The 25,318-nt window shown below is 66.7% G+C and carries 21 protein-coding genes and 1 tRNA gene; 15 read left to right on the forward strand and 7 right to left on the reverse strand.

Annotation, left to right across the window (positions count from 1 at the left end):
• The first annotated feature begins 46 nt into the window (after positions 1 to 46).
• Genes VX037_RS05055 through meaB form a run of 3 tightly spaced genes read left to right on the forward strand, consistent with a single transcriptional unit; the run spans position 47 to position 5,261 of the window.
• Positions 47 to 1,963 (forward strand): methylmalonyl-CoA mutase family protein, encoded by a 1,917-nt coding sequence (locus tag VX037_RS05055; RefSeq protein WP_328713437.1) that lies wholly within the window; start codon positions 47 to 49, stop codon positions 1,961 to 1,963.
• A complete protein-coding gene (scpA, locus tag VX037_RS05060; protein WP_328713439.1) occupies positions 1,960 to 4,239 on the forward strand; it encodes a methylmalonyl-CoA mutase in 2,280 nt (759 codons plus the stop codon). Before VX037_RS05055 ends, scpA begins: the two co-directional genes overlap by 4 nt.
• A complete protein-coding gene (gene meaB, locus VX037_RS05065; protein ID WP_287015998.1) occupies positions 4,236 to 5,261 on the forward strand; it encodes a methylmalonyl Co-A mutase-associated GTPase MeaB in 1,026 nt (341 codons plus the stop codon). The genes scpA and meaB overlap by 4 nt, the downstream gene beginning before the upstream one ends.
• Before the next feature lie 36 nt (positions 5,262 to 5,297).
• On the opposite strand, the gene VX037_RS05070 is transcribed toward meaB, so the two are convergent.
• Together VX037_RS05070 and VX037_RS05075 are read right to left on the reverse strand one after the other, a co-directional pair.
• The gene (locus VX037_RS05070; protein ID WP_235724857.1) at positions 5,298 to 6,248 is read right to left on the reverse strand and encodes an LLM class F420-dependent oxidoreductase; all 951 of its coding nucleotides are present in this window, start codon (positions 6,246 to 6,248) and stop codon (positions 5,298 to 5,300) included.
• 27 nt (positions 6,249 to 6,275) lie between these two features.
• Positions 6,276 to 7,337: a nucleoside hydrolase gene (locus VX037_RS05075; protein ID WP_287016053.1), complete on the reverse strand. Its 1,062-nt coding sequence runs from the start codon at positions 7,335 to 7,337 to the stop codon at positions 6,276 to 6,278.
• A 173-nt stretch (positions 7,338 to 7,510) separates the two neighbouring features.
• On the opposite strand from VX037_RS05075, the gene VX037_RS05080 reads away from it, so the two are divergent.
• The gene (locus VX037_RS05080; RefSeq protein WP_287015999.1) at positions 7,511 to 8,470 is read left to right on the forward strand and encodes a mechanosensitive ion channel family protein; all 960 of its coding nucleotides are present in this window, start codon (positions 7,511 to 7,513) and stop codon (positions 8,468 to 8,470) included.
• A 54-nt stretch (positions 8,471 to 8,524) separates the two neighbouring features.
• Here VX037_RS05080 and VX037_RS05085 read toward each other — a convergent pair.
• Positions 8,525 to 8,613, reverse strand: a tRNA-Leu gene (locus tag VX037_RS05085).
• Positions 8,614 to 8,681: 68 nt separating this feature from the next.
• Here VX037_RS05085 and VX037_RS05090 point away from each other — a divergent pair.
• Positions 8,682 to 10,028, forward strand: a complete 1,347-nt coding sequence (locus VX037_RS05090) for a M20/M25/M40 family metallo-hydrolase (protein WP_266063733.1) — start codon at positions 8,682 to 8,684, stop codon at positions 10,026 to 10,028.
• Positions 10,029 to 10,065: 37 nt separating this feature from the next.
• Positions 10,066 to 10,608, forward strand: coding sequence for a YbhB/YbcL family Raf kinase inhibitor-like protein (locus VX037_RS05095; RefSeq protein WP_235724852.1), 543 nt, complete (start codon positions 10,066 to 10,068; stop codon positions 10,606 to 10,608).
• Between the two features lie 63 nt (positions 10,609 to 10,671).
• Here the strand turns inward: VX037_RS05095 and VX037_RS05100 are convergent, their stop codons facing one another.
• Genes VX037_RS05100 through VX037_RS05110 form a run of 3 tightly spaced genes read right to left on the reverse strand, consistent with a single transcriptional unit; the run spans position 10,672 to position 13,153 of the window.
• Positions 10,672 to 11,778 (reverse strand): quinone-dependent dihydroorotate dehydrogenase, encoded by a 1,107-nt coding sequence (locus tag VX037_RS05100; protein ID WP_287016000.1) that lies wholly within the window; start codon positions 11,776 to 11,778, stop codon positions 10,672 to 10,674.
• A complete protein-coding gene (locus VX037_RS05105; RefSeq protein WP_235724850.1) occupies positions 11,772 to 12,080 on the reverse strand; it encodes a DUF5703 family protein in 309 nt (102 codons plus the stop codon). Before VX037_RS05105 ends, VX037_RS05100 begins: the two co-directional genes overlap by 7 nt.
• Before the next feature lie 2 nt (positions 12,081 to 12,082).
• Positions 12,083 to 13,153, reverse strand: a complete 1,071-nt coding sequence (locus VX037_RS05110) for a YncE family protein (RefSeq protein ID WP_328713441.1) — start codon at positions 13,151 to 13,153, stop codon at positions 12,083 to 12,085.
• Between the two features lie 139 nt (positions 13,154 to 13,292).
• Here VX037_RS05110 and VX037_RS05115 point away from each other — a divergent pair, with 139 nt between their 5' ends.
• The 6 genes from VX037_RS05115 to VX037_RS05140 all read left to right on the forward strand — a co-directional run bounded on the left by VX037_RS05115 (position 13,293) and on the right by VX037_RS05140 (position 18,338).
• Complete coding sequence (locus tag VX037_RS05115) at positions 13,293 to 14,135, forward strand: undecaprenyl-diphosphate phosphatase (RefSeq protein ID WP_235724847.1); 843 nt, start codon at positions 13,293 to 13,295, stop codon at positions 14,133 to 14,135.
• 43 nt (positions 14,136 to 14,178) lie between these two features.
• The gene (locus VX037_RS05120; protein ID WP_328713444.1) at positions 14,179 to 14,964 is read left to right on the forward strand and encodes an MSMEG_4193 family putative phosphomutase; all 786 of its coding nucleotides are present in this window, start codon (positions 14,179 to 14,181) and stop codon (positions 14,962 to 14,964) included.
• Positions 14,965 to 14,989: 25 nt separating this feature from the next.
• Positions 14,990 to 15,673, forward strand: a complete 684-nt coding sequence (locus tag VX037_RS05125; protein WP_287016003.1) for a DUF3090 domain-containing protein — start codon at positions 14,990 to 14,992, stop codon at positions 15,671 to 15,673.
• Positions 15,674 to 15,776: 103 nt separating this feature from the next.
• Positions 15,777 to 16,595 (forward strand): SCO1664 family protein, encoded by an 819-nt coding sequence (locus VX037_RS05130; RefSeq protein WP_328713475.1) that lies wholly within the window; start codon positions 15,777 to 15,779, stop codon positions 16,593 to 16,595.
• A 69-nt stretch (positions 16,596 to 16,664) separates the two neighbouring features.
• Complete coding sequence (mshC, locus tag VX037_RS05135) at positions 16,665 to 17,906, forward strand: cysteine--1-D-myo-inosityl 2-amino-2-deoxy-alpha-D-glucopyranoside ligase (RefSeq protein WP_328713446.1); 1,242 nt, start codon at positions 16,665 to 16,667, stop codon at positions 17,904 to 17,906.
• A gap of 123 nt (positions 17,907 to 18,029) precedes the next feature.
• Positions 18,030 to 18,338, forward strand: a complete 309-nt coding sequence (locus VX037_RS05140; RefSeq protein ID WP_287016005.1) for a hypothetical protein — start codon at positions 18,030 to 18,032, stop codon at positions 18,336 to 18,338.
• 170 nt (positions 18,339 to 18,508) lie between these two features.
• On the opposite strand, the gene VX037_RS05145 is transcribed toward VX037_RS05140, so the two are convergent.
• A complete protein-coding gene (locus tag VX037_RS05145; RefSeq protein WP_235724840.1) occupies positions 18,509 to 19,402 on the reverse strand; it encodes a PAC2 family protein in 894 nt (297 codons plus the stop codon).
• 51 nt (positions 19,403 to 19,453) lie between these two features.
• On the opposite strand from VX037_RS05145, the gene metH reads away from it, so the two are divergent.
• The 3 genes from metH (at position 19,454) to VX037_RS05160 (ending at position 25,147) form a co-directional block, all read left to right on the forward strand.
• Positions 19,454 to 23,065 (forward strand): methionine synthase, encoded by a 3,612-nt coding sequence (gene metH, locus VX037_RS05150; protein WP_328713448.1) that lies wholly within the window; start codon positions 19,454 to 19,456, stop codon positions 23,063 to 23,065.
• Positions 23,066 to 23,216: 151 nt separating this feature from the next.
• Entirely contained in the window at positions 23,217 to 23,690 is a 474-nt protein-coding gene (locus tag VX037_RS05155; RefSeq protein ID WP_235724837.1) for a MarR family winged helix-turn-helix transcriptional regulator, read from the forward strand.
• Positions 23,687 to 25,147 carry an MFS transporter gene (locus VX037_RS05160; RefSeq protein ID WP_328713450.1) on the forward strand — a complete coding sequence of 487 codons (1,461 nt, stop codon included), beginning with the start codon at positions 23,687 to 23,689 and terminating at the stop codon, positions 25,145 to 25,147. Before VX037_RS05155 ends, VX037_RS05160 begins: the two co-directional genes overlap by 4 nt.
• Positions 25,148 to 25,318: the final 171 nt, after the last annotated feature.

A 25,318-nucleotide genomic window follows, 5' to 3' on the forward strand; every position in this document is an offset into this window, starting at 1 on the left:
AGTCGGGTACGCGCTCGACCCGAGCATCACGGAGGTGCCAAGCCCCATGTCGCAGACCACTGCGTCGACATCCGACCGGCCCGACCGGTCGCTCGATGAGGTCTATCAGTCCTGGTCACAGGCTGCAGCCGCGGTCGTGGCGAAGTCTCGACGGACGACCGTCGAGGAGTTGCCCGCCACGGCCGAGGAGCTTCTGTCGACCGAAACCATCGACGGATTGCGTATCCGTCCGCTCTATACGCGCAAGGACGAGACCGCTGAGTCCGGCCTGCCGGGTGGGTTTCCGTTCGTCCGCGGTGCGGACCCCGACCGCGACGTCACCCTCGGATGGCGCGTCACCGAGCGGTTCGGTGATGACGACACCCCGCCGGGTGAAGTGAATCGGCAGATACTCGAAGCTCTGGAGAACGGCACCAGCGGTCTCTGGCTGCGTATCGGTGGTGCGCTGACCGTCACCGATCTCGATGCCGTGCTCGACGGGGTCTACCTCGACCTCATTCCGGTGACCGTGGACGCCGGAGCCGATGGCATCGCCGCTGCCCGCGCGCTCCTCGAGCAGCAACAACGAGCCTCGGCCGCACCCGAGGCGCCGACGCCCACCGTCGCCACCATCACTTCATTCGGTTTCTCCCCGCTCACCGCGGCATTCTCCGGCCGACCCGATGTGGACGTCGATGAAGCCACCGCCATCGCTGCCGAAGCGAGCGCGGGCGTCCGTACCTTCCGGGTGGACGGCACCGATTTCGCGACCGCGGGCGCCGACCACGGACTGGAACTCGCACTGATCGTCGCCGCTGCGGTCACCCACCTGCGTGACCTGACCGCAGCGGGGATGTCGGCGGCGGACGCCCTGAATCAGATCACCTTCGCCGTGTCAGCGGGTGACGACCAGTTCGCCACCATTGCCAAGTTCCGTGCCCTGCGCAGGATCTGGTCGCGCGTTGCCGAGGTCGTCGGTGCCCCCGATGCCGGCGCGGCCGCGACCCACGCCGTCACGGATCTGTCGATGCAGACTCAGCGTGATCCGTGGGTGAACATGCTGCGCACCACGATCGCGGCCTTCGGAGCCGGAATCGGTGGCGCAGACCAGGTCACCGTCCTCGGCTTCGACGCCGCGATTCCGGCCGAACACCGCACGTCCAGTGCCACCTTCTCGCGCCGGATCGCTCGCAACACCCAACTGTTGCTGCTGGAGGAGTCCAACATCGGCCGCGTGCTCGATCCGGCCGGCGGCTCCTGGTTCGTCGAGACCCTCACCGACGAGATGGCCGCCAATGCATGGACGGTATTCGGTGAGATCGAGGCCGCCGGCGGCTACCGTCGGGTTCTCGAGTCAGGGTGGATCGGCGATCGCGTCGGCGCCTCCTTGGCGCGCCGTGACGAGTCGGTCGCCCACCGCACCATCGCGGTGACCGGCGTCAACGAGTTCCCGAACCTCGACGAGAAACCACTGGGTGCGCCGACCGCGGACACCGCAGACCTACCGCTGGGCACGCCACGGCTCGCACGGGTCGGACGGGTCTTCGAGGAGTTGCGGGATCGATCCGACGGCGTCCTGGCCGCTACCGGTGCGCGTCCGTCGGTGCTGATGCTGCCCCTCGGGTCGGTGGCCGAACACAATGCGCGGACGACCTTCGTCGCCAATCTGCTGGCAGCCGGCGGGATCTCGGCGATCAATCCGGGACCCGTCAGCGCGGACGAAATCGGCGAACTGGTCCGCGAGCACCAGGCCTCGATCGCGGTGCTGTGCGCGAGCAAGCAACGCTACGCCGACGACGGCGCGGCCGCTCTGGCCGCTGCGCGGGCAACCGACCTGTCCTCGGTCCTGATGGCCGGGCCGGAGAAGGAGTGGCCGGATGATCAACGGCCAGACGGGTCACTGCGCATCGGTATCGATGCCGTCGCCACCCTCCGCGGACTTCTCGATCAGCTGACCAACGCATCGGCGGGAGCGACATCATGACCCAGACCGAACCAACCCGCGCCGCCGAGGATTTCGGTGCCGTACCGAGTTTCGCCGGGGTCGACCTCAACTCGACCACCCCCGGTGGCGATCTGTCGCGGGGACCCGCCTTGGAGCGTCTGGCGCAGGCGCAGGGTCAGTCCGTCGACGAGATCACCTGGAGCACTCCGGAACAGATCGATGTCGCACCGATCTACACCCGGTCCGATCGCGATTCGGTGACCGCCGACGACGAGCATCCCTACCCGTTGGACTCTGTCCCAGGTGAGGCGCCGTTCATCCGCGGCCCGTACCCGACGATGTACGTCAACCAGCCGTGGACCATCCGCCAGTACGCCGGGTTCTCCACCGCCGCGGAGTCCAACGCGTTTTACCGCCGCAACCTGGCGGCCGGCCAGAAGGGCCTGTCGGTGGCCTTCGACCTGGCCACCCACCGCGGCTACGACTCGGATCATCCTCGGGTCGCCGGCGACGTGGGCATGGCCGGCGTGGCCATCGACTCGATCCTCGACATGCGTCAACTCTTCGACGGCATCGACCTGGGTTCGGTCTCGGTGTCGATGACGATGAACGGTGCGGTGTTGCCGATCCTCGCGCTGTATGTCGTTGCAGCAGAGGAACAGGGGGTGCCGCCGGAGAAGCTCGCCGGGACCATTCAGAACGACATCCTCAAAGAGTTCATGGTCCGCAACACCTATATCTATCCGCCGAAGCCGTCGATGCGGATCATCTCGAACATCTTCGAGTACACCAGCCAGAAGATGCCGAAGTTCAACTCGATCTCCATCTCCGGCTACCACATCCAGGAGGCAGGTGCGACCGCCGACCTGGAGTTGGCGTACACCCTCGCCGACGGTGTCGAGTACATCCGCGCCGGACTGGAAGCCGGGCTCGACATCGACAAGTTCGCGCCGCGGCTGTCGTTCTTCTGGGGTATCGGCATGAACTTCTTCATGGAGGTCGCCAAACTGCGTGCGGCACGTCTGCTGTGGAGCGAGCTGGTCGCCGAGTTCTCTCCGAAGAATCCGAAATCGCTGTCGCTGCGTACACATTCACAGACCTCCGGTTGGTCGCTGACCGCGCAGGACGTGTTCAACAACGTCGCGCGCACGTGCGTCGAGGCGATGGCGGCGACACAGGGGCACACCCAGTCGTTGCACACCAACGCCCTCGACGAGGCGATCGCGCTGCCCACCGACTTCTCGGCCCGCATCGCGCGTAACACTCAGCTGCTGTTGCAGCAGGAATCCGGGACCACCCGTTCGATCGACCCATGGGCCGGCTCCAACTACGTGGAATGGTTGACCCACCAGCTGGCGCAGAAGGCCCGCGCGCACATCCGCGAGGTCGAGGAGACCGGCGGGATGACGCAGGCCATCAACGAGGGGCTGCCGAAGTTGCGCATCGAGGAGGCGGCTGCCCGCACCCAGGCTCGTATCGACTCCGGACGTCAGCCGCTCGTCGGCGTGAACAAATACCAGGTCGCCGACGACGAGGAGATCGAGGTCCTCAAGGTCGAGAACTCGAAGGTGCGTGCCGAACAGCTGGAGAAGCTGCAGCGGCTGCGTGCCGAGCGTGACGAGACCGCTGTGCAGGCCGCCCTGGCCGATCTCACCCGCGCGGCGGCGTCCGACGAGGGTGGGTTGGAGAACAACTTGATGGCCCTGGCCATCGAGGCCGCTCGCCACCAGGCGACCGTCGGTGAGATCTCCGAGGCGATGGAAAAGGTCTATGGTCGCCATCAGGCAGAGATCAAGACCATCAGCGGGGTGTATCGACATGAGGCGGGCGAGGTGAAGAGCGTCGACGCGGCGACCGAGGTCGTCCGGCAGTTCGCCGACGCCGAGGGACGTCGGCCTCGTGTGCTGGTCGCCAAGATGGGACAGGATGGTCACGATCGCGGTCAGAAGGTGATCGCCACCGCGTTCGCCGACCTCGGCTTCGACGTCGACGTGGGCCCGCTGTTCGCCACCCCGGAGGAGGTCGCCGCGCAGGCGGCGGACAACGATGTGCACGTCGTCGGTGTCTCCTCGCTTGCGGCCGGACACCTGACCCTGGTGCCGGCGCTCAAGCAGGCCCTCGCAGATGTGGGACGACCGGACATCATGATCGTGGTGGGTGGCGTGATCCCGCCGGGCGATTTCGACGATCTCTATGCCGCCGGCGCGTCGGCGATCTTCCCGCCGGGCACCGTGATCGCCGACTCGGCGGTGGAACTGGTCACCAAACTCGCCACCGGCCTGGGGCATGAACTTGCCGGGGTCGCCGCCGAGTGACCTCCGACGACAACCTTGCGAGGTCGGCCGCACGTCGGCGGATCGACATCGATGCACTCGAAAAGGGTGTTCTCGATGATCGGCGGGCCGACCTGGCACGGGCGATCACGCTGGTGGAGTCGACCCGACCGGATCATCGGGCAGCGGCACAGGATTTGCTCCTGCGGCTGACGCCGCATTCGGGCGGTTCTTTTCGCGTTGGCATCACCGGGGTCCCGGGGGTGGGGAAGTCCACCACAATCGAAGCGCTCGGGATGTATCTCATTGAGCAGGGCCACAAGGTGGCGGTCCTGGCGGTGGATCCGTCGTCGACACGCACCGGCGGTTCGATCCTCGGAGACAAGACCCGGATGGGCCGACTCTCGACGAACCCGAACGCCTACATTCGACCGTCGCCCACCTCCGGCACGCTGGGCGGTGTCGCCAAGGCCACGCGCGAGACCATCGTGCTGGTCGAGGCCGCCGGTTTCGACGTGGTGCTCGTCGAGACCGTCGGGGTGGGACAGTCGGAGGTGACGGTCGCCAACATGGTGGACACCTTCACCTTCCTCACGCTGGCGCGTACCGGGGATTCGTTGCAGGGCATCAAGAAAGGCGTGCTGGAACTCGCCGACGTCGTGGTGGTGAACAAAGCCGACGGCAAACACCTGAACGAGGCCAAGGGTGCTGCGCGAGAGTTGACGAACGCGCTGAAACTCATCTATCCGCACGACGCGCTGTGGGTTCCGCCCGTGCTGACGATGAGTGCGCTCGAGCAGACCGGCGTCGCCGAGTACTGGGACGCGGTGTGCGAACACAACCAGACCCTCTCGGACGCAGGCGAGTTCGCGGCCCGCCGAAATCAGCAGCAGATCGACTGGACCTGGGCGATGGTGAACGATTTCGTGCTGACGCGCCTGGCCGACAGCCCGCAGGTGCGCGCGATCCGGCGCGACGTCGAGCAGCAGGTGCGCACGGGCGATCTGACGCCGGCGCTGGCAGCCCAACAGATCGTCGACGCGTTCGATCAGCGTGACGAGTGACCACCGGAATGTAGCGCCCGGCCGGCGGGGGCGGTGTCAGCTGATGAGTGGGGCGAGGGTCTGGCCGAGAAGTGACACCCGCCCGGGCACGTGGCCGTTGGCCGGAGCGTTGACGGTGAAACCGTCCACGCCGGTGGCCAGCAACTCGGCGTAGCGGGCGCCGACCTCATCCGGATCGCCGACGACGGCGGATCCGCGGCGCACCTCGGCAGCCGGATTGCGGGCCAGATATGCCTCGTACTCCGCGACGGCCTCGTCGTGGGTGGGTGCGATGCATGCCGAGGTCTGGAGGCTGACGCTGATCTCCGACCGGTCGCGGCCGAGGCGTGCACAGTGCCCGGCCAACGCCTCGAGTTTGCGACCGATGTCCTCTACGGCGCAGATCAGGTTCGACTCGTCGGCGTACTGGGCGACCAACCGCAACGTCTTACGCTCACCGCCGCCGCCGATCATGACCGGGATCTTTGACAGCGGTGCAGGCACATTGACGGCCTCGTGCGCGCGATACCACTTGCCGTCGAGACTCGGCCGAGCGCCGTCGAACATGCCCAGCACGATCTGCAAGGACTCCTCGAGCTTCTCGAACCGATCGGAGAAGCTGCCGAACTCGAAACCGAGGGAATCATGTTCGAGTTCGAACCAGCCGGCACCGATGCCGAGCTGGCCGCGGCCACCCGACACGATGTCCAGTGCGGTGACCGTCTTTGCGAGCAAGGCGGGATTACGGTAGGTGTTCCCGGTCACCAGCGACGACAGACGAACCGTCGAGGTGTGCTGAGCGAGCGCCGACAGCAACGTGTAGCACTCGAACATCGGCTCGTCGGGTTCGCCCAGGATGGGCAACTGGTAGAAGTGGTCCATCACCAGAACGGTGTCGAAGCCCGAGTTCTCGGCGTCGACCGCCTGGGCGACGACAGTGCCGAACAGCTGGTCGGGCGCAACGCCGGGATAGGTGAAATTGGGGATCTGATAGCCGAGTCTGGTCACACCTCGACGCTACGCCCGCACCCGACCTCAGTGCACCGGATCGATGCCCCCTCCGGTCACGATGCCCGGATTGCCTGATTGGGCAACCGATTTGGCGAAACCGCCGATCGTCTCGATCAGGTCGTCGAGCACGGCCTCGACGTCGGTCGACGTGGCGATACGGGCATTGGGCTCACCGGTCATGGAGCGCTCGTCGGCGACGGTCATGCCCCGGGTGAGCCTTCCGACCAACTCGACGTCGACCCGCGCCGGCACCGTCTCCACGATGTCGGGAGCGAGCGCGACCATCACCGCGAACGGGTCGTGGAGGTGTGCGAGGTAGCCCTCGTCATGGGCATGGTGGAACTCGAGGTAGAAGCGCAGGGCGTCGACCAGGTGACGGATCACCTCGTTGTCGGCAACGGATCGCAACCCTGGTTCGTCGGTGGGGTCGGGACACTCCACCGGCTCGCTGCCGGCCGCCGCGGCCAGTCGGACGAGATGATCGGGGGTGAGCGCCACCGACTCCGTCAGATCCAGAGGGCACACGATCGGGGCGCCGACACCCTCCGAACCACACGCCGCGAACACCTCGGCGGCCGCCTCCGGGTCGACCGCGATGTTCCATTCCGATGTCGGCGTCGTGTTGCCGTGCACGTGGAACGCGCCGCCCATGATCACCAACCGGGCGAGGCGGCCGGGCAGCGCCGGGTCACGACGGATCGCGGTCGCCAGCGACGTCAGCGGTCCGGTCACCACGCCGATCAGCTCTCCCGGATGTGTCGCCGCAGCCTCGATCCATGCATCGGCGGCATCGGTGGTGCTCGGGCCGACGGTGGCCACCGGGAGTTCGGCGTATCCGACGCCCAGCGGACCGTGGGTGTCCTCGGTCGTCATCAGTTCGGCCGCCAGCGGTACCGGCGAACCCACATGGACCGCCACATCGGTCCGGCCGCACAGTTCGAGCCACGCGAGATTGTTGGCCGTCACCACATCGACGGGTACATTTCCGGCGGTCGAAGCGATCCCGACCACGTCGACGTCGCGGCGTGCCAACAGATAGAGCAGCGCGACCGAATCGTCGATGCCGGTGTCACAGTCGAAGAACATGCGGATCACGTCACCATTGTCGCCTGTGGCGAGTCGTCGTCCACCCTTACTATCGCGCGCCGAGGGCTCGACATCGTGAGATTCACCTCATCTGGTCCGGTCACGAGGAGATCACGGCGGTGCGGGCGCCGTCGGTGGTGGACATGCGGCGTCTCATCCGTACGGTCGGTGCCATGACGCCTCAACTCATCGCTTTCGAATGGACGGAGACAAATCGCGAGTGGCTGATCGAGAACCCCATCCGAATCGCCGTGTACATCGTGGTGGCGTTGATCGTGCGCTACATGTTGCACCGGGTCATCGACCGGATGACCCGGCGGCCCAAGCCCGCGGCTCCGGACACCTCCGTGGAGTCGCGCAAACCGGCCCTGATCCGGCACCTGCGTGATCGGACTCCGGCCGGCGTGCGCGGAGGCGCAGCGGCCGCCGAACGCCGTGCGCAGCGTGCTCAGACCATCGGGTCGGTACTCAAGTCGACCGTGTCCATCATCCTGCTCGTGTGGGTGGTGCTGTCGATCCTCAGTGTGCTCGGCGTCAACATCGCACCGTTCATCGCATCCGCCGGGGTCGTCGGGTTGGCGATCGGCTTCGGCGCGCAGAACCTCGTCCGAGATTTCGTCTCCGGAGTGTTCATGCTGTTGGAGGATCAGTACGGCGTCGGTGACATCGTCGACCTCGGAGAGGCGATCGGCGAGGTGGAGACAGTCGGTCTGCGGATCACCACGCTGCGCGACATCGACGGCACGCTCTGGTACGTACGCAATGGCGAGATCCTGCGCGTTGGCAACATGAGTCAGGAGTATGCGGTGGCACGCATTGAGGTTCCGGTCTCGTTGTCGGCCGACATCGACCTCGCACAGCAGGTGGCGCTCGAGGCCGCCACCGCGTCCGTCACCGCGCCGGAGGTCGCCGACGACGTCCTCGGGCAGCCGGAGATGCTTGGCGTGCAGGAGGTGTCGCCGGACATGGTGACCCTGCGGATGACGCTCAAGACCAAGGCGAACTCGCAGTGGGCGTTGCAGCGGCGCATCCGCAAGGACATCCTGCGCGCCTACGAGGAACACGGCATCGAGCTGCCGTACCCGAAGGGTCGCCTCGCCGGTCTACTCGGCAACGGAAACGGCACACCGTGACATGCCCGCCCTGACGAACAAGAGAACCCCGGTCGATGACCGGGGTTCTCTTTGTGGTGTCCGAGGGGGGACTTGAACCCCCACGCCCGTTAATAGGGCACTAGCACCTCAAGCTAGCGCGTCTGCCATTCCGCCACTCGGACCTGCGTTCGCAGCGGGGACAACCTTAACCGAGGTTGCCCGTCTATCCCAAATCCCGTAGGAGTGGGGTGTGACTTCCCAGCGTGCGGGTGCCCGCGCAGTCGACGAAGTGGTCGACATCGTCAGTCAACTCATCCGATTCGACACCACCAACACCGGCGAGCCGGACACCACCAGGGGTGAGGAAGAGTGCGCCAAGTGGGTCGCGCAACAACTCGAAGAGGTCGGTTACACGACTCAGTACGTTGAGTCGGGGCGTCCCGGACGCGGCAACGTGTTCGCGCGATTGGCCGGCCCGCCGGACGCCGAGCGCGGCGCTCTTCTGATTCACGGGCATCTCGACGTGGTGCCCGCCGAGCCATCCGACTGGAGCGTGCATCCGTTTTCCGGATCGGTTTCCGACGGCTACATCTGGGGTCGCGGCGCCGTCGACATGAAGGACATGGTCGGGATGGCCCTGGCCTTGGCCCGACAGTTCAAGCGAGACGGGACGGTGCCGCCACGCGAACTCGTCTTCCTGTTCACCGCCGACGAGGAGGCCGGTGGCACGTGGGGTGCCCACTGGCTCGTCGACAACCGTCCCGATCTCTTCGAGGGCATCACCGAGGCGGTCGGTGAGGTCGGCGGCTTCTCGTTGACCGTCGACCGGCCCGACGGCGAGCAGCGCAGGCTCTACCTCGTGGAGACGGCCGAGAAGGGTCTGTCCTGGATGCGGCTGACGGCGAGCGCGAAAGCCGGCCACGGATCGTTCCTGCACGACGACAACGCGGTGACCGAGATCGCCGAGGCAGTGGCACGGATCGGCCGACACACCTTCCCGCTCGTCATGACCGAATCGGTCAGCGAGTTCCTCGCGGCGGTGAGTGAGGAGACCGGCCTCGACCTGCGGCCGGACGCCCCTGACCTGGACACCACGTTGTTCAAGATCGGCAACATCGCCCGCATCATCGGCGCAACCCTGCGGGACACTGCGAACCCGACGATGCTCAAGGCCGGCTACAAGGCGAATGTGATCCCCCAGAAGGCGGAGGCCGTTGTCGACTGTCGGGTGCTGCCCGGACGCCAGGCCGCCTTCGAGAAGGAGATCGACGAGCTGATCGGGCCCAACGTCACGCGCGAATGGGTAACTCATCTCGACTCGTACGAGACGACCTTCGACGGCCACCTCGTCGATGCCATGAACGATGCGATCCTGGCCCACGATCCCCAGGGCAGAACGGTGCCCTACATGCTCTCCGGGGGCACCGATGCGAAGGCATTCGCCAAGCTGGGTATCCGCTGCTTCGGTTTCGCCCCACTGCAACTTCCGCCCGAACTCGACTTCGCCGCGCTGTTTCACGGCGTCGACGAGCGGGTACCGGTCGATGCGGTCGTTTTCGGAACCAGAGTCTTCGAACACTTCTTGATGCACAGTTGACCAGGCGCGTCCCGCGCTCACGTGAGAAAGGTGATCCATGTCGTCCAACCCGTACGATTCCCTTCCGAATCTCCCCGGTTTCACACTGACGTCGCAGAGCTTCACCGACGGCCAACCCTTGCCGAACAAGCAGGTCAGTGGCCTGATGGGGGCCGGTGGCGAAGACTTGTCGCCGCAGCTGAGTTGGTCCGGGTTTCCTTCCGGCACCAAGAGTTTCGCCGTCACTGTGTACGATCCCGACGCACCTACAGCCTCCGGGTTCTGGCACTGGGCGGTCGCCGACATCCCGGTCTCGGTGACCTCGCTGGACGAGGGTGCCGGCGATGAGGACGCAAGCGGATTGCCGCAGGGTGCGGTCACCTTGGCCAACGACGCGGCGATGAAGCGTTTCGTCGGTGCTGCACCGCCTCCCGGTCACGGACCGCACCGCTATTACGTCGTCGTGCACGCGGTCGACGTCGAGTCGCTGGGACTTCCCGAGGCCGCCACACCCGCCTATCTCGGGTTCAACCTGTTCTCGCACGCGATCGCCCGGGCCACGCTGGTCGGTACCTACGAACAGCCCTCGGAAAACGTCTGACACCCCGTCGTTTTCGTAGTACGGACCGGCGTCTTCTGTCCGGTCCGTACTACAAGATCGGGGTCAGGAGTTGCTGGCGTCGCTGCCGACCGCGTCGGCCAAGGATGCGAAGCCACCGGCGCGTACACTTCGGGCGATCCCCTCGTGGATCTCTTTGGCCCACAACGGTCCGCCATAGATGAATCCGGTGTAACCCTGCAGCAGGCTCGCGCCCGCGCAGATACGCTCCCATGCCTGATCGGCGGTCTCGATGCCACCCACACTGATCAGCACGACCTCGGTGCCCGTGCGCGCGTACAGACGACGCAGGACAGCCAGGGAACGGTCGGCCAGCGGCGCCCCGGACAACCCGCCGGCGCCCAGCGCGGCGACCTCGTCGGCCGGCGAGGTCAGCCCGCCGCGGGAGATCGTGGTGTTGGTGGCCACGATCCCCGACAGCCCGAGTTCAACGGCCAGATCGGCTACCTGATCGATGTCCTCGTCGGCGAGGTCGGGGGCGATCTTGACCAGCACCGGCACCGTGACCTCCTCGAGGACGGCCTGCAGGATCGGTCGCAGCGAATCGACGGCCTGCAGGTCACGCAGTCCCGGCGTGTTGGGAGAGCTCACGTTGACCACCACGAAGTCGGCCAGTGGTCCCAAAGCGCGAGCGCTGAAGCGGTAATCGTCGACGGCGTCCGCAACCGGGACGACCTTGGTCTTGCCGATGTTGGCCCCGATTGGCACGGCGATCGGACCCGGCCGCGGGCCGGCCAGGTGTGCGGCCGCAACCGTGGCGCCAGGGTTGTTGAAGCCCATTCGGTTGATCAGCGCGCGGTCGGCAGGTAGACGAAACAATCGGGGCGTCGGGTTTCCGGGCTGAGGTCGACCGGTGATGGTGCCGATCTCGGCATAGCCGAATCCCAGTTGGCCCCAGGCGTTCACCGCTGATGCCGACTTGTCGAAGCCGGCCGCGAGACCGAGCGGGGCGGGGAAGTCGACGCCGAAAACGCGCTGACGCAGAACCGGATCGTGCGTGGCGAACACCTTGGCCGTGAGGTCGCGGAGTCCCGGAGTGCGCCCGGTGATCCCGATGATGCGGGCCGCGATTGTGTGGATGCGCTCCGGTGACAGCAGGAACATCGCCCGCAGCACCAGCGGATACAGGACGCGGTTGACCCGGCTCAGCATGCGGTTGCGTCCGAGTCGGGGTAACCGGGGACGCCAACCGTTCGCTGTCGGCCGTTTGGCTCGCCGTCACCGCGCGCCCGCGGGGGTTTGCGCCGCCGCAGGAGCACCTTGCGAGTCCCGTCGGAGTATCGGCGAACGCGTTTGAGTTCCCACCCCCCGAACTCGGCCTCGATCGACAAGCGCATCGATGCGGTCACCCGGGTCACATCCGGCGGCAGGGTGAGCAACACGCATTCGTGCTCGTCGGTGGACACCTCCCAACCCTGGGGGTGGCGCGAACCGAACCTGGCCTCACGCGACATCGTCACTCACCGTTTCCGATGATCTGGAGACCACCTCGCTGCGAAAGCACGTAGACGGTGCCGGTGGCGTCGTCGACGGCGATGGTGTCCGGTTGGGCGACCGCCTGGAGCCGTCGCATCTCTGCGGGCTCCCCACCGGACAGGTCATAGGCCACCACCTCGTTGTTCGCCGTCGTCGACACCCACATCAGGTTGCGTTCGTCGTCGTAGTCTACGGCGTAGGGCCCGCCCGGGACCGGATAGCGGAATCGCATGACCAGCGGGGATCCGAAGAACCCGATGATCTCACCGTCGCGGGTGTTGGCCACCAGCACCCGACCGAAGTGATCGACCGTCGAGTTGGTCGCACCGTTGCCGGCGCGCAGGGCAGGCCCGAGATCACCGTCGGTGAGGTTGATGGGGGTCACCGACGATTGTGCGCGGTCGAGGACGACGACCTGTTCGCTGGACAGGTCGGCGCTGTCCGGGGCCACCGTGATGTCGTCGACCCGCACGAATCCGTCGATCTCGCGCACCGGCGACAGGTCGGTGTCGAGTACCAACACACGCCCGTCGGCGGTGCCGACCAGCACGTCGCCGTTCGCGGTGCGGGCCAGCGCGGTCGGGTCGTTCGTGTCGACCTCGGTGGTCGTGACCGTGCCGTCGCCGGCCACTTCGACGACGACCCCGGGACCCACCCCGAGAAAGGCGCCGTCGCCGGAGCCGATGAGCCTGGCCAGAGCCGGGGTCTGGACAGGCTGCGGGGCCGCGGTGGGGTCGTTCGCCCGCAAGCGCAGCACTGTGGTGCCCGCGGGGTCGAGGACCGCGACGAGGTCACCGGACAGGGCGAGACCGCGACTTCGGGCCGGGGTGGCCACCACGGTGCCGGCGGGGGAGGCCGCCGCGCCGGCCGGGGCGGGCGACGCGCTCGCCGGTGTGACAGTGGGCACATCGGGTGTCGACGAGTCGTCGCCGGAACCACACCCGGTCAGTACTACGGTCGCCGCGATCACGCACAGCGCTCCGAGACGCAGGCGAGACCGCTGCACCTGCGGAGATGGTCTGGGCACGGTCGTGGATCTCGGCAGACGCATGCCACCATCTTGCGGGAGGCCCGCTCGGACCGATGATCGGGGTCGGCGACCAGACCGCGCCGGATCCGCCGGTGATGCCGGGGTTCGGGTCGTGTCGGCGGCACGGTGTGGGCCACGGTTTCCCGTAGCATCTGCGGCCGTGAGCGACACCATGACCTGGGCCCAGGCGATCGTGCTCGGCGCGCTGCAGGGCGTCACCGAGTTCTTGCCGATCTCGTCGTCGGGACACCTACGGATCGCCTCCGAGTTGATGTTCGGTGACGACGCCGGGGCATCGTTCACCGCGGTCAGCCAGTTGGGCACCGAGGCCGCGGTTCTTGTGTACTTCGCGCGCGACATCATCCGCATCGTGGCGGCCTGGTTCCGTGGGCTCACCGATCGCGCCGAGCGCGGACTGGATTACCGGATCGGGTGGTACGTGATCTTCGCGACGATCCCCATCGGTGTGCTCGGCTTCCTGTTGAAGGACCAGATCCGCACCGTGGGCCGAAACCTGTGGCTCGTCGCCACGGTGTTGATCGTGTTCGCCGGCGTGATCTGGCTCGCCGAGCGCTACGGCACCAAGCAGCGTTCCATGCAGCAACTCACCCTGCGAGACGGCCTGGTGATGGGTCTGGCCCAGTGTCTCGCGCTGATCCCGGGTGTGTCGCGCTCGGGCGCCACCGCGAGCGCCGGTCTGTTCCTCGGCCTGGAACGCGAGGCTGCTTTCCGCTTTTCGTTCTTGCTCGCCATCCCAGCGGTCACCGCGTCCGGACTGTTCAGCCTGCCGGACGCCTTCGACCCCAGCGGCGAAGGTATGGAAGCGACCGGTCCACAACTGCTTGTCGCGACACTGGTCGCGTTCGTGATCGGCTACGCATCGATCGCCTGGCTGCTGCGGTTTGTCAGCTCGCACTCGATGAACTGGTTCGGCGCCTATCGGGTGATCCTCGGACTCACCGTGATGGGTCTGCTGTCGGCGGGCGTGATCAGCGCGACCTGAGGCACGACCGATACCGGTCGCCGGTGACGCCTATGGTTGAGACATGACCGTGATTCTGGTGCGACACGGACGTTCGACCGCCAACACTTCGGGGGTGCTCGCCGGCCGGACGCCCGGGGTGGGTCTCGACGACAAGGGCCGCGACCAAGCACAGGCTCTGGTCGATCGTCTCGGCGTCTGTATCGGCGAGATCGCGGCCGTCGCCCGGTCGCCGCTGGAGCGCTGTGCGCAAACTGTGGCTCCGCTGCTCGCGACCTTGCAGACCGAACTCGGGCGTGACGTCCCCGAGGTGGTGGTTCCCGATCTCGCCGAGGTCGACTACGGGGCGTGGACCAACCGGCCGCTCAAGGACCTCGTCACCGAACCCCTCTGGAAGACCGTGCAGCAGCAACCGTCGGCGGCGGTCTTCCCCGACGGCGAGGGCCTCGCGGCGGTGCAGTCGCGTGCTGTCGCCGCCATCCGTGACCTCGACCGTCGCTACGGTGGAGACGACGGCAGCGGTGTGTGGATCGCATGCTCGCACGGAGACGTGATCAAGTCGGTCATCGCCGACGCCATGGGGACACATCTCGACGCATTCCAGCGCATCGTCGTCGAACCCGCATCGATCAGCGTCATCCGTTACGGCTCCACCCGGCCCTATGTGCACACGGTCAACTCCACCGCCGTACTGTCGGTGCCCGCCCCACCGAAACGACCCGTGGACTCGCCGGAGCATCACACGGCGGAGGCTGCGGCGGCCGAAGACGCGGTGGTGGGTGGCGCCACCGGCGTCGACGGCCACCACCGCGACGCCCACGCTGACGAGACCTCGCTGGCGCGCGGATAATGGACCAGACAGTCAAGGAGGTGTGATGTCACGCGCGATTCACGTGTTCCGCAGTCCGGATCGATTCGTCGCCGGCACCGTCGGTCAGCCGGGGGACCGGACGTTCTACCTCCAGGCCGTACACGAGAGCCGGATCATCAGTGTGTTGCTGGAGAAGCAACAGGTCGCGATCCTGGCGGACCGTATCGGTGCGTTGCTCGAGGAGATCCACCGACGATTCGGGACACCGGTGCCGCCGGAGATCGAGCGCGTCGGTGACCTGAGCCCGCTGGTGATGCCGGTCGACGCCGAGTTCCGGGTGGGCACCATGGGACTCGGATGGGATGCCGAGTCCGAAGCCGTCGTGGTGGAGTTGCTCGCGATCACCGAGGGCGAATTCGACGAGAGTGTCGTTCTGGACGACACCGATGAGGGGCCCGACGCGGTCCGTGTGTTCCTGACCACCGACGCAGCCCGGGAGTTCGCTGCTCGGTCCTCGAGGGTCATTTCGGCGGGGCGTCAGCCGTGCCCACTCTGTCATGAGCCACTGGATCCGGACGGGCATCTCTGTGTGCGCACCAACGGATACAAGCGAGGTGCGGAGCTGTCCAAGTCGCTGGACTTCGTCGACCCCGACGTGTTCCGGAACCTGGCGATGCAGGATGACACGGACTATCTGGAGACCGATCCCGACGACGAGGCCGACCCCGGCTCGGGCAACCAGGACTGATGTGACCGTCGGCGAACCGACAGATGCGGGCGGCGGCCAGGCGGAGGCGCGCTCGACTGCAACGCCGCGCGGCGATGCGCCCACCACCCCTACTGCAGACCCGTTGCGCGACGGCGAGCTGGTCATTCTGGGACGCATCCCCACCGCGAGCAATGCAACCCTGGTGTGCGATGCCGTCCTCGACGGCGCCGAGGTGCGCTGTGTCTACAAGCCGGAACGTGGCGAGGTGCCGTTGTGGGATTTTCCGGACGGCACGCTCGCCGGCCGGGAGGTGGCGTCCTTCTTGATCTCCGACGCGCTCGGCTGGCAGGTCATCCCGACCACCGTGTATCGCGACGGCCCGCTGGGCCGGGGGATGGTGCAGCGCTGGGTGCTCACCGCAGACAACTCCGATCCCGGCACCCGACACGAACCGGCGCAGGAGTTGCCCACTCCCAAGGTCGACCTCGTGGACCTGTGCCCGGCCGATACGGTGCCGGTCGGATATCGGCCGATCGTGCGGGCGCTGGACGGGATGGGCGAACCGGTGGTGCTGGTGCACGCCGACGACCCACGATTGCAGCGGATGGCGGTCCTCGACGTCATCCTCAACAACGCCGACCGCAAGGGCGGGCACGTTCTGGAGGGACTCGACGGCGGTGTGTACGGGGTGGACCACGGGATCTGTCTGCATTCCGACGACAAACTGCGCACGGTCCTGTGGGGATGGGCCGGCGAGACCATTCCCGGGCACCTGGTCGCCGACCTCGCCGGCCTCGCCGATCACCTGGCCACGGCCGATCACCCGGTGACCACAGAGCTGGGTGAACACATCACCGAGATCGAGATCATCGCGCTGGCCGAGCGAGTGACAGAGCTCGCGACCCGCGGCACGATGCCGCACCCACCGGGACACCGACCCATTCCCTGGCCGCCGTTCTGAACGGTCCTGTTCACCTGGCTGATCAGGCCGGGCTCACGGTCGGAATCGGCGGGCCAATACAGTGGACCCATGCAGTCTTGGCCTGACCCCGCCCTGCCGGTGATCCCGGGTACCGGGCCGGCACTTCGTCTTCATGACACCTCCGATGCACAAGTCCGCCCGGTCAGCCCCGGCGCCACCGCGACCATGTACGTGTGTGGGATCACCCCGTATGACGCGACCCACCTGGGCCACGCCGCCACCTACGTGACCTTCGACGTGGTGAACCGGGTGTTGCGCGATCTGGGCCACGACGTGCACTACGTGCAGAACGTCACCGACGTCGACGACCCGCTGTTCGAGCGAGCCGACCGGGACGGTGTTGATTGGCGTGACCTCGGGGCGCGGGAGACCCAGTTGTTCCGTGAGGACATGTCCGCCCTTCGGGTCTTGCCGCCGCGTGACTACATCGGGGCCGTGGAATCCGTCGATGAGGTGATCGAGGTGGTTGACAAACTGCTCGCCTCCGGCGCGGCGTATGTCGTCGACGACGCCGAGTACCCCGACGTGTACTTCCGGGTCGATGCCACCGAGCAGTTCGGATACGAGTCCGGATATGACCGCGCCACGATGGACCGCTTCTTCGCCGAGCGTGGTGGAGATCCCGACCGAGCCGGAAAGCGCGATCCGCTCGACGCGTTGCTGTGGCGCGCGGCGCGGCCCGGTGAACCGTCGTGGGATTCGCCGCATGGCCCGGGGCGACCAGGCTGGCACATCGAGTGCTCGGCCATCGCGTTGAACCGGCTCGGTGTCGAGTTCGACATTCAGGGCGGTGGCAACGATCTGATTTTCCCGCATCATGAGTTCTCGGCCGCGCACGGTGAGGCCCTGACCGATTCCCGGCGGTTTGCCCGGCACTACGTCCACACCGGGATGGTCGGCCTCGACGGCGAGAAGATGTCGAAGAGTCGCGGCAATCTGGTGTTCGTCTCGCACCTACGCCGTGACGGGGTGGATCCGGCCGCGGTGCGGCTGGCGTTGTTGTCGGAGCACTATCGTGGCGATCGGATGTGGACCGACGGCGTTCTGGATGGGGCCCGCGAGCGCCTGCGTCGCTGGCGGGCGGCGGTGACCGCTCCGAACGGTCCCGATGCCGCGTCGACCATCGCCCGCGTGCGTCAGCATCTGGCCGACGACCTTGACACCCCGAAAGCGCTGGCCGCGATCGATGCCTGGTGCAGCGATGTCGACCTCGGTCTCGGCAGCTCGGCCCAGGCGCCGGCGGACATGGCGCGGGCCGTCGACGCACTCCTCGGCGTCGACCTGACGTAGGCGACCGGCCGCGCATTGTGCCGCGGATTCGGGTCGAAAGGCGACTCGGATTCACGGCACTTTCTCCCCGCCTGGGCAAACACCCCCGGCGAATTGCCCGGCATTGCCTTGTAAGGTTCTCCCGTGGCACGCACGCAGGAGATCGCACCCGAGACCACCACGGGCGTTTGGACGGTGGTGACCCGTACCTCGACCTATCTGCTGGATTTCGAGGAGATGACCCTTCTCCGAGCCCCCGGCGTCGGCGGCACTGACAGCGAGGAATGGGCCGTCAGCCGACTGCGGCGAGACTCCGAGGACATCCCGCTGCTGGGTGTGAAATCGTGCCGGATCGGCGAGTCCGCCCAATTCTGGGTGCGCGCCGCCGACGATCCGGACGTGCGGACCTGGCGCATCACCACGCCGGTGGTGTCCATCGAGCGCATCGGCTGAACGGGATTCTGCCGGTTCGTGCTCGGCTCCTTCTGATGGCCGAGGACCCTCTTTCTGCAGGTTGAGGACCCTCTTTCTGCTGGTTGAGGACCCTCTTTCTGCTGGTCGAGTAGCTGCGAGGCGCTAGCCGAGCAGCGTATCGAGACCCCCGCACCGAGCCCCCGCACCGATCACCGGAACGAGCCAGGCCCCGAACCCGGGCCCGGGCCACGGCGCTTGAGGTAACGCTCGAACTCGGCGGCGAGCGCATCGCCGTCGATCTTCGCCATCACCTCGTCGGCGTCCATCTCCGCGTCCCCGCGCTCCTCGAGTCCCCGGACGTAGTCGGCGATGTCCTCGTCGTCCTCGGTCATCTCGGTGACCGCCTGTTCCCACTCCTCGGCCTGCTCGGGCAGCGTACCCAGCGGTACCTCGATGTCGAGGACCTCCTCGACACGGTTGAGCAAGGCCACAGTCGCCTTGGGGTTGGGTGGCGTCGACACGTAGTGCGGGACGGCGGCCCAGAAGGACACCGCCGGCAGCCCCGCCTGCACGAACAGGTCCTGCAGCACCCCGGTGATCCCGGTGGGACCCTCGTAGCGGCTTTCGGCGAGGTTGAACCGTGCCGCGGATTCACTGCTGTAGGCGGCGCCGGTGACCGGTACCGGACGCGTATGAGGGGTGTCGGCAAGCAGCGCGCCGAGCATCACCGTCGTCTCCACCTCGAGGTCGCGGGCGAGGTCGACGATCTCCGCGCAGAAGCCGCGCCAACGCATGTTCGGTTCGATCCCGCGAACGAGTACGATGTCACGGTCCGCACCCTGGGGGGTGCAATACGAGACGGACGTGGTGGGCCAATCGATCCGGCGGGTCACCCCATCGATCTGCTTGACGATCGGCCGGTTGACCTGGAAGTCGTAGTAGTCGTCGGAATCGATGTCGGCCAACGAGACGGCATCCCAGGTCAGCGCCAGATGCTCGATGGCGCTGCTCGCCGCGTCCCCGGCGTCGTTCCACCCCTCGAACGCGGCCAACAACACAGGCCTGCGCAGCTGGGGAAGGTTCGACCTCTGCTCAGCGTTCACTGAACCAGCCTACGACCGAACCCCGAGAGAGGGCGAACTACGCTGTCATCCATGTCGACCCGCACCACCGACCCGGACAATCGGGCTCGCTCGCCGCGCCCGTCCGATTACGACACGACGTTGCTCACCGCCATGTCGCGTCGCGTGCTGATCGGCGACGGTGCCATGGGCACGATGTTGCAGGCCGCCGATCTCACCCTCGACGACTTCAACGGCCTCGAGGGCTGCAACGAGATTCTCAACGACACCCGCCCCGACGTCCTCGCCGACATCCATCGTGCCTATTTCGAGGCCGGGGCTGACGCCGTCGAGACCAACACCTTCGGCTGCAACCTGTCCAACCTCGGCGACTACGACATCGCCGACCGCATCCGGGAGCTCGCCTACAAGGGCACCGGCATCGCTCGCGGAGTGGCCGATGAGATCGGTCCGTCGGCCGACGGCACTGCGCGGTTCGTGCTCGGATCGATCGGACCGGGTACGAAGTTGCCCAGCCTCGGACACACCACTTTCGACGTGATCCGCGATGCCTATTACGAGTGCGTCACCGGCATGCTGGAGGGTGGCGCCGACGCCGTCCTGGTGGAGACCTCGCAGGACCTGCTGCAGGTCAAGGCCGCGGTTGTCGCCGCCCGGCGCGCGATGAGCGACATGGGCCGTCACATCCCGATCATCAGCCACGTGACCGTGGAGACCACCGGGACGATGCTGCTCGGATCGGAGATCGGTGCGGCACTCGCGGCCATCGAGCCGCTCGGCGTGGACATCATCGGCCTCAACTGCGCGACCGGGCCTGCCGAGATGAGTGAACATCTGCGCTATCTGTCCAAGCACGCCCGCATCCCGGTGTCGGTGATGCCCAACGCAGGTCTGCCGGTGCTGGGCGCCAACGGGGCCGAGTATCCGTTGCAGCCCGATGAGCTGGCCACCGCCCTCGGCGATTTCGTGAGCGATTTCGGGTTGTCCTTCGTCGGCGGATGCTGCGGCACGACCCCCGAACACATCCGACAGGTCGCCGAGCGGGTCGCGGAGGTGACACCCGCCGAGCGCACGCCCGATCACGTCTCGGAGACGTCGTCGCTCTACAGCGCGGTGCCGTTCGACCAGGACGCCAGCTTCCTGGTGATCGGCGAACGGACGAACACCAACGGGTCCAAGGCTTTCCGTGAGGCGATGATCGCCGAGGACTATCAGAAGTGCCTCGACATCGCGAAGGACCAGACGCGCGACGGCGCACACATGCTCGACCTGAACGTCGACTACGTCGGTCGCGATGGCGCGGCGGACATGACCGCGCTGGCCGGTCGGTTCGCAACCTCGTCGACGCTGCCGATCATGCTGGACTCGACCGAGCCCGAGGTGATCCGGGCGGGTCTGGAATCACTCGGCGGCCGTTGTGCGGTCAACTCGGTGAACTACGAGGACGGCGACGGTCCCGAGTCGCGTTTCACCCGCATCATGGAGTTGGTGGTGGAGCACGGCGCGGCCGTCGTCGCGCTCACCATCGACGAGGAAGGTCAGGCCCGCACCGCCGACTGGAAGGTGCGCGTCGCCGAGCGGCTCATCGCCGACATCACCAGCAACTGGGGACTCGCCGAAGAGGACATCATCATCGATGCCCTCACCTTCCCGATCTCCACCGGACAGGAAGAAGTCCGCCGCGACGGTATCGAGACCATCGAGGCGATCCGGCGTCTGCACGAGGCCCATCCGGAGGTGCACTTCACCCTGGGCATCTCGAACATCTCGTTCGGCCTGAACCCGGCCGCCCGGCAGGTGTTGAACTCGGTGTTCTTGCACGAGTGCGTGCAGGCCGGCCTCGACACCGCGATCGTGCATGCGTCGAAGATCCTGCCGATGGCGCGGATCCCGGAGGAGCAGCGTGAGGTTGCGCTGGATCTGGTGTACGACCGCAGACGCGACGGTTACGACCCGCTGCAGAAGCTCATGGAGTTGTTCGAGGGTGTGTCGGCGGCATCGGCGCGCGAGTCGCGGGCTGCCGAGCTCGCCAAACTGCCTCTGTTCGAGCGGCTCGAGCGCCGCATCGTCGACGGCGAACGCAATGGTCTCACCGACGACCTCGACGAGGCGATGACCGAGAAGCCGCCGCTGGTGATCATCAACGAGACATTGCTGTCGGGTATGAAGACCGTCGGCGAGCTGTTCGGTTCCGGTCAGATGCAGCTGCCCTTCGTGTTGCAATCCGCAGAGGTCATGAAAACCGCTGTTGCGCACCTGGAACCGCATATGGAGTCCACAGGCGAGGACGGCAAGGGCCGCATCGTGCTCGCGACCGTCAAGGGCGATGTGCACGACATCGGCAAGAACCTCGTCGACATCATCCTCTCCAACAACGGCTACGAGGTGGTCAACCTTGGCATCAAGCAGCCGATCAACACGATTCTGGAGGCGGCTGCCGACAAGCGCGCCGACGTGATCGGGATGTCCGGGCTGTTGGTGAAGTCGACCGTGGTGATGAAGGAGAACCTGGAGGAGATCAATGGCCGCGGGGTGGCCGACAGCTATCCGGTGCTGCTCGGCGGCGCCGCCCTCACCCGCACCTATGTCGAAAACGATCTCGCCGAGATCTACGAGGGTGATGTCCACTATGCGCGGGACGCCTTCGAGGGTCTGCGTCTGATGGACGAGATCATGGCGACCAAGCGGGGGGAGGGGCCCGACCCCGACAGCCCGGAGGCGCTCGCCGCGCAGAAGAAGGCGCAGGAACGCAAAGCGCGGCATGAGCGTTCCAAGCGGATTGCGGAGAAGCGCAAGGCCGCCGAGACACCGGTCGAGGTCCCGGCACGCTCGGATGTGGCCGCCGACAACGCGATCCCGACACCACCCTTCTGGGGCACCCGGATCGTCAAGGGGGTACCGGTCGCCGAATACCTGCAACTGCTCGACGAACGTGCTCTGTTCTTAGGGCAGTGGGGGTTACGCGGCGTCCGCGGGGGTGAGGGCCCGTCATACGAGGAGCTCGTCGACACCGAGGGACGGCCGCGACTGCGGTACTGGATCGACCGGTTGTCGACCGAGAATATCCTGCAGCACGCCGCTGTCGTCTACGGCTACTTCCCGGCCGTCAGCGACGGCGACACGGTTCATGTGCTCACCGAGCCACGCCCCGATGCACCAGTGCGGCACAGCTTCACCTTCCCGCGCCAGCAACGTCCCCGATTCCTGTGCGTGGCCGACTTCATCCGGTCACGGGAGGACTGCGAGAGGGTCGGGCAGGTGGATGTGCTGCCGTTCCAGCTGGTGACGATGGGTCAGCCGATTGCCGACTTCGCGAACAAGCTGTTCGCTGACGACGCCTACCGCGATTACCTCGAGGTGCACGGCATCGGTGTGCAGCTGACCGAAGCGTTCGCCGAGTACTGGCATCAGCGAGTACGTGGTGAACTGACCGTCGAGGGAGCCTCCTTCGCGGGCGAGGACCCGGAGAACGCGCAGGGCTTCTTCGATCTCGAGTACCGCGGTGCGCGTTTCTCGTTCGGCTACGGTGCGTGCCCGGATCTCGAGGATCGGGCCAAGATGATCGACCTGCTCGAACCGGGCCGCATCGGTGTGGAACTGTCCGAGGAACTGCAACTGCATCCCGAACAGTCGACCGACGCCTTCGTGCTGCATCACCCGGAGGCCAAGTACTTCAACACCTGAGGTACGTGACGCCGCGCAGTGCGGTCAACGTGCCGGTATCCGCAACATTCACCGCACTCCGCCGTCATCGAGGTGCCGGCGGGGTGAGGGAAGCTGCGCTCGATCTCGACGGTAGGTGTGCGCGACTCAGTTGTGCATCTACAATAGTTGTATGAATACAACTGAGCGGGGTGTCGGCGGTGCGGAAGCCGAGGCGCCGGAGACCGCACCATCGGCCACCGAGTTGTGGTTCACCATGAACAGTCTGGTGCGCGACCACGCCGCAGAGTCGCGAAGTCGGATTGATGCCCGTATCGACATGCCGTTCAGCAGGTTTCGCGCATTGCGCCGGGTGGCGACACGTGAACTCACGCAATCCGAGCTGGCCCGGCGTCTGGGCATCGACGCACCCGCGACGAGCGTGATCGTCAACGACCTCGTCGATCGCGGTCTGGTGTCCCGAGAACCACGCGCCGACGATCGCCGGTTCAAAGTCGTCGCGATCACCGATGCGGGGCGAGCCGTGGTGGATTCCTTGGTGAGCGACCCGGCGATCGCCCCGGACATGTTCGACGCCCTCGACGAGGCTCAACGTCGCGAACTCGCCGGCCTGCTCGGTCTGCTGCGCGCCCGGGCCGACGCATGAGCGGGGCAACCGTCACCCGCGGCGCATCAGAGGCCGGCGAATTGAGTCGGCGGCGACAGTTGGCGGTCCTCGCCACCTGTTGTCTGAGTCTGTTCATCGTCGGGATCGACACCTCTGGCGTCAACGTCGCGCTTCCGGCCATCGGTGCGGCTCTCGGCGCATCGTCGTCGCAGCTGCAGTGGGTCATCGACTCCTACACGTTGGTACTCGCCAGTCTGCTGATGCTCGGCGGCTCCCTGGGTGACCGGCTCGGTCGCAAACGAGTGTTCCAGGTCGGCCTCAGCGTTTTCGGCATCGGATCCGTGCTGTGCTCGCTGGCCGCGACACCCGAAATGCTCATCGGCGCCCGGATGCTGCAGGCGATCGGGGGCGCGATGATGAACCCTGTCGCGATGTCGATCATCACCAACATCTTCACCGAGCCCCGCGAGCGGGCGCGAGCCATCGGACTGTGGGGTGCGGCCATCGGCGTGAGCATGGCCCTCGGTCCGTTGGTCGGCGGCATTCTCGTCGACGGGATCGGCTGGGAGGCGATCTTCTGGCTCAACGTGCCGGTGTGTGTCGTCGCGATCACCCTGACCGCCGTTCTCGTCCCCGAGTCCAGGGCGCCGCACATCCGGCGCCCCGATCCGGCAGGCCAGATCCTCATCCTGGTGTTTCTGGCTGCGCTGACCTACGGCATCATCGAGGGCCGAACACTCGGGTGGTCGTCGGTGCCGGTGTCGGCTGCGTTCGTGCTGGCGGCGACTGGCCTGGCGGGTCTGATCGTCGTCGAATCGCGACGGCGCGAACCACTGCTGGACCTGCGATTCTTCCGCAGCGTCCCATTCAGCAGTTCTGTCATCGGCGCGATCGTGGCCTTCAGTGCGATGGGTGGCTTCCTGTTCCTGAACACGCTCTATCTCCAGCAGGTCCGCGGCCTGACTCCCCTGCAGGCGGGTTTGATGACCTTGCCCATGGCGGTGGCCAACGCGGTGTTCTCACCGCTGTCGGGGCGGCTGGTGGGCGACCGTGGCGCGCGCCTCCCGATGGTCGGCGCCGGCCTCATGGTGCTGGTGAGCGGCGTGATGTTGACGCGCGCCGGCACCGAGACGAGCATGTGGTACCTCGGTTGCGCCTACCTCGCATTGGGCGTCGGGATGGGGCTGGTCAACGCCCCGATCACCAACGCAGCGGTCTCGGGTATGCCCCGCGCGCAGGCCGGGGTCGCCTCGGCCATCGCCTCGACGAGTCGGCAGGTCGGTATCTCGCTCGGCGTTGCGGTGTTCGGCGCCGTCGCGTTCTCCGGTGTCACCGGATCGGTGGTCGATGATCTGGCCGACGCCGCGCATCCGGCTTGGGTGTTGATGGCGCTCTGTGGTGCGGCGCTGGTGGCCGTCGGGTTCGTGTCGACCACGAGGTGGGCGACTGCCACCGCCGAGCGAACGCGCGAACGCATCCAACGCGACCCGATGTGAGCACGCACCCGCGTCCGATGCCCCGACGGGTCATGATGAGCCGCCCGGATCGACTAGTGTCCCGCGCCAGAAATTCGTTACATGAGTTCGGCGGTCCAGGTGGATGCATCGCGAGGCGGCGGAGGAGCAGGTACTGGATGTACCTGCGACGACGCCAACGAAGCGAGGCGC

The sequence above is a fragment of the Gordonia sp. Z-3 genome, assembly GCF_036233855.1.
Classification (GTDB): Bacteria; Actinomycetota; Actinomycetes; order Mycobacteriales; family Mycobacteriaceae; genus Gordonia; species Gordonia tangerina.

Excerpts from the sequence above, each read along its gene's own strand:
- VX037_RS05055 (WP_328713437.1), top strand. The coding sequence starts at position 47 with ATGTCGCAGACCACTGCGTCGACATCCGACCGGCCCGACCGGTCGCTC.
- scpA (WP_328713439.1), top strand. The coding sequence starts at position 1,960 with ATGACCCAGACCGAACCAACCCGCGCCGCCGAGGATTTCGGTGCCGTA.
- VX037_RS05075 (WP_287016053.1), bottom strand. The coding sequence starts at position 7,337 with ATGTTCTTCGACTGTGACACCGGCATCGACGATTCGGTCGCGCTGCTC.
- VX037_RS05080 (WP_287015999.1), top strand. The coding sequence starts at position 7,511 with ATGACGCCTCAACTCATCGCTTTCGAATGGACGGAGACAAATCGCGAG.
- VX037_RS05095 (WP_235724852.1), top strand. The coding sequence starts at position 10,066 with ATGTCGTCCAACCCGTACGATTCCCTTCCGAATCTCCCCGGTTTCACA.
- VX037_RS05100 (WP_287016000.1), bottom strand. The coding sequence starts at position 11,778 with ATGCTGAGCCGGGTCAACCGCGTCCTGTATCCGCTGGTGCTGCGGGCG.
- VX037_RS05105 (WP_235724850.1), bottom strand. The coding sequence starts at position 12,080 with ATGTCGCGTGAGGCCAGGTTCGGTTCGCGCCACCCCCAGGGTTGGGAG.
- VX037_RS05110 (WP_328713441.1), bottom strand. The coding sequence starts at position 13,153 with ATGCGTCTGCCGAGATCCACGACCGTGCCCAGACCATCTCCGCAGGTG.
- VX037_RS05120 (WP_328713444.1), top strand. The coding sequence starts at position 14,179 with ATGACCGTGATTCTGGTGCGACACGGACGTTCGACCGCCAACACTTCG.
- VX037_RS05125 (WP_287016003.1), top strand. The coding sequence starts at position 14,990 with ATGTCACGCGCGATTCACGTGTTCCGCAGTCCGGATCGATTCGTCGCC.
- mshC (WP_328713446.1), top strand. The coding sequence starts at position 16,665 with ATGCAGTCTTGGCCTGACCCCGCCCTGCCGGTGATCCCGGGTACCGGG.
- metH (WP_328713448.1), top strand. The coding sequence starts at position 19,454 with ATGTCGACCCGCACCACCGACCCGGACAATCGGGCTCGCTCGCCGCGC.
- VX037_RS05155 (WP_235724837.1), top strand. The coding sequence starts at position 23,217 with ATGAATACAACTGAGCGGGGTGTCGGCGGTGCGGAAGCCGAGGCGCCG.
- VX037_RS05160 (WP_328713450.1), top strand. The coding sequence starts at position 23,687 with ATGAGCGGGGCAACCGTCACCCGCGGCGCATCAGAGGCCGGCGAATTG.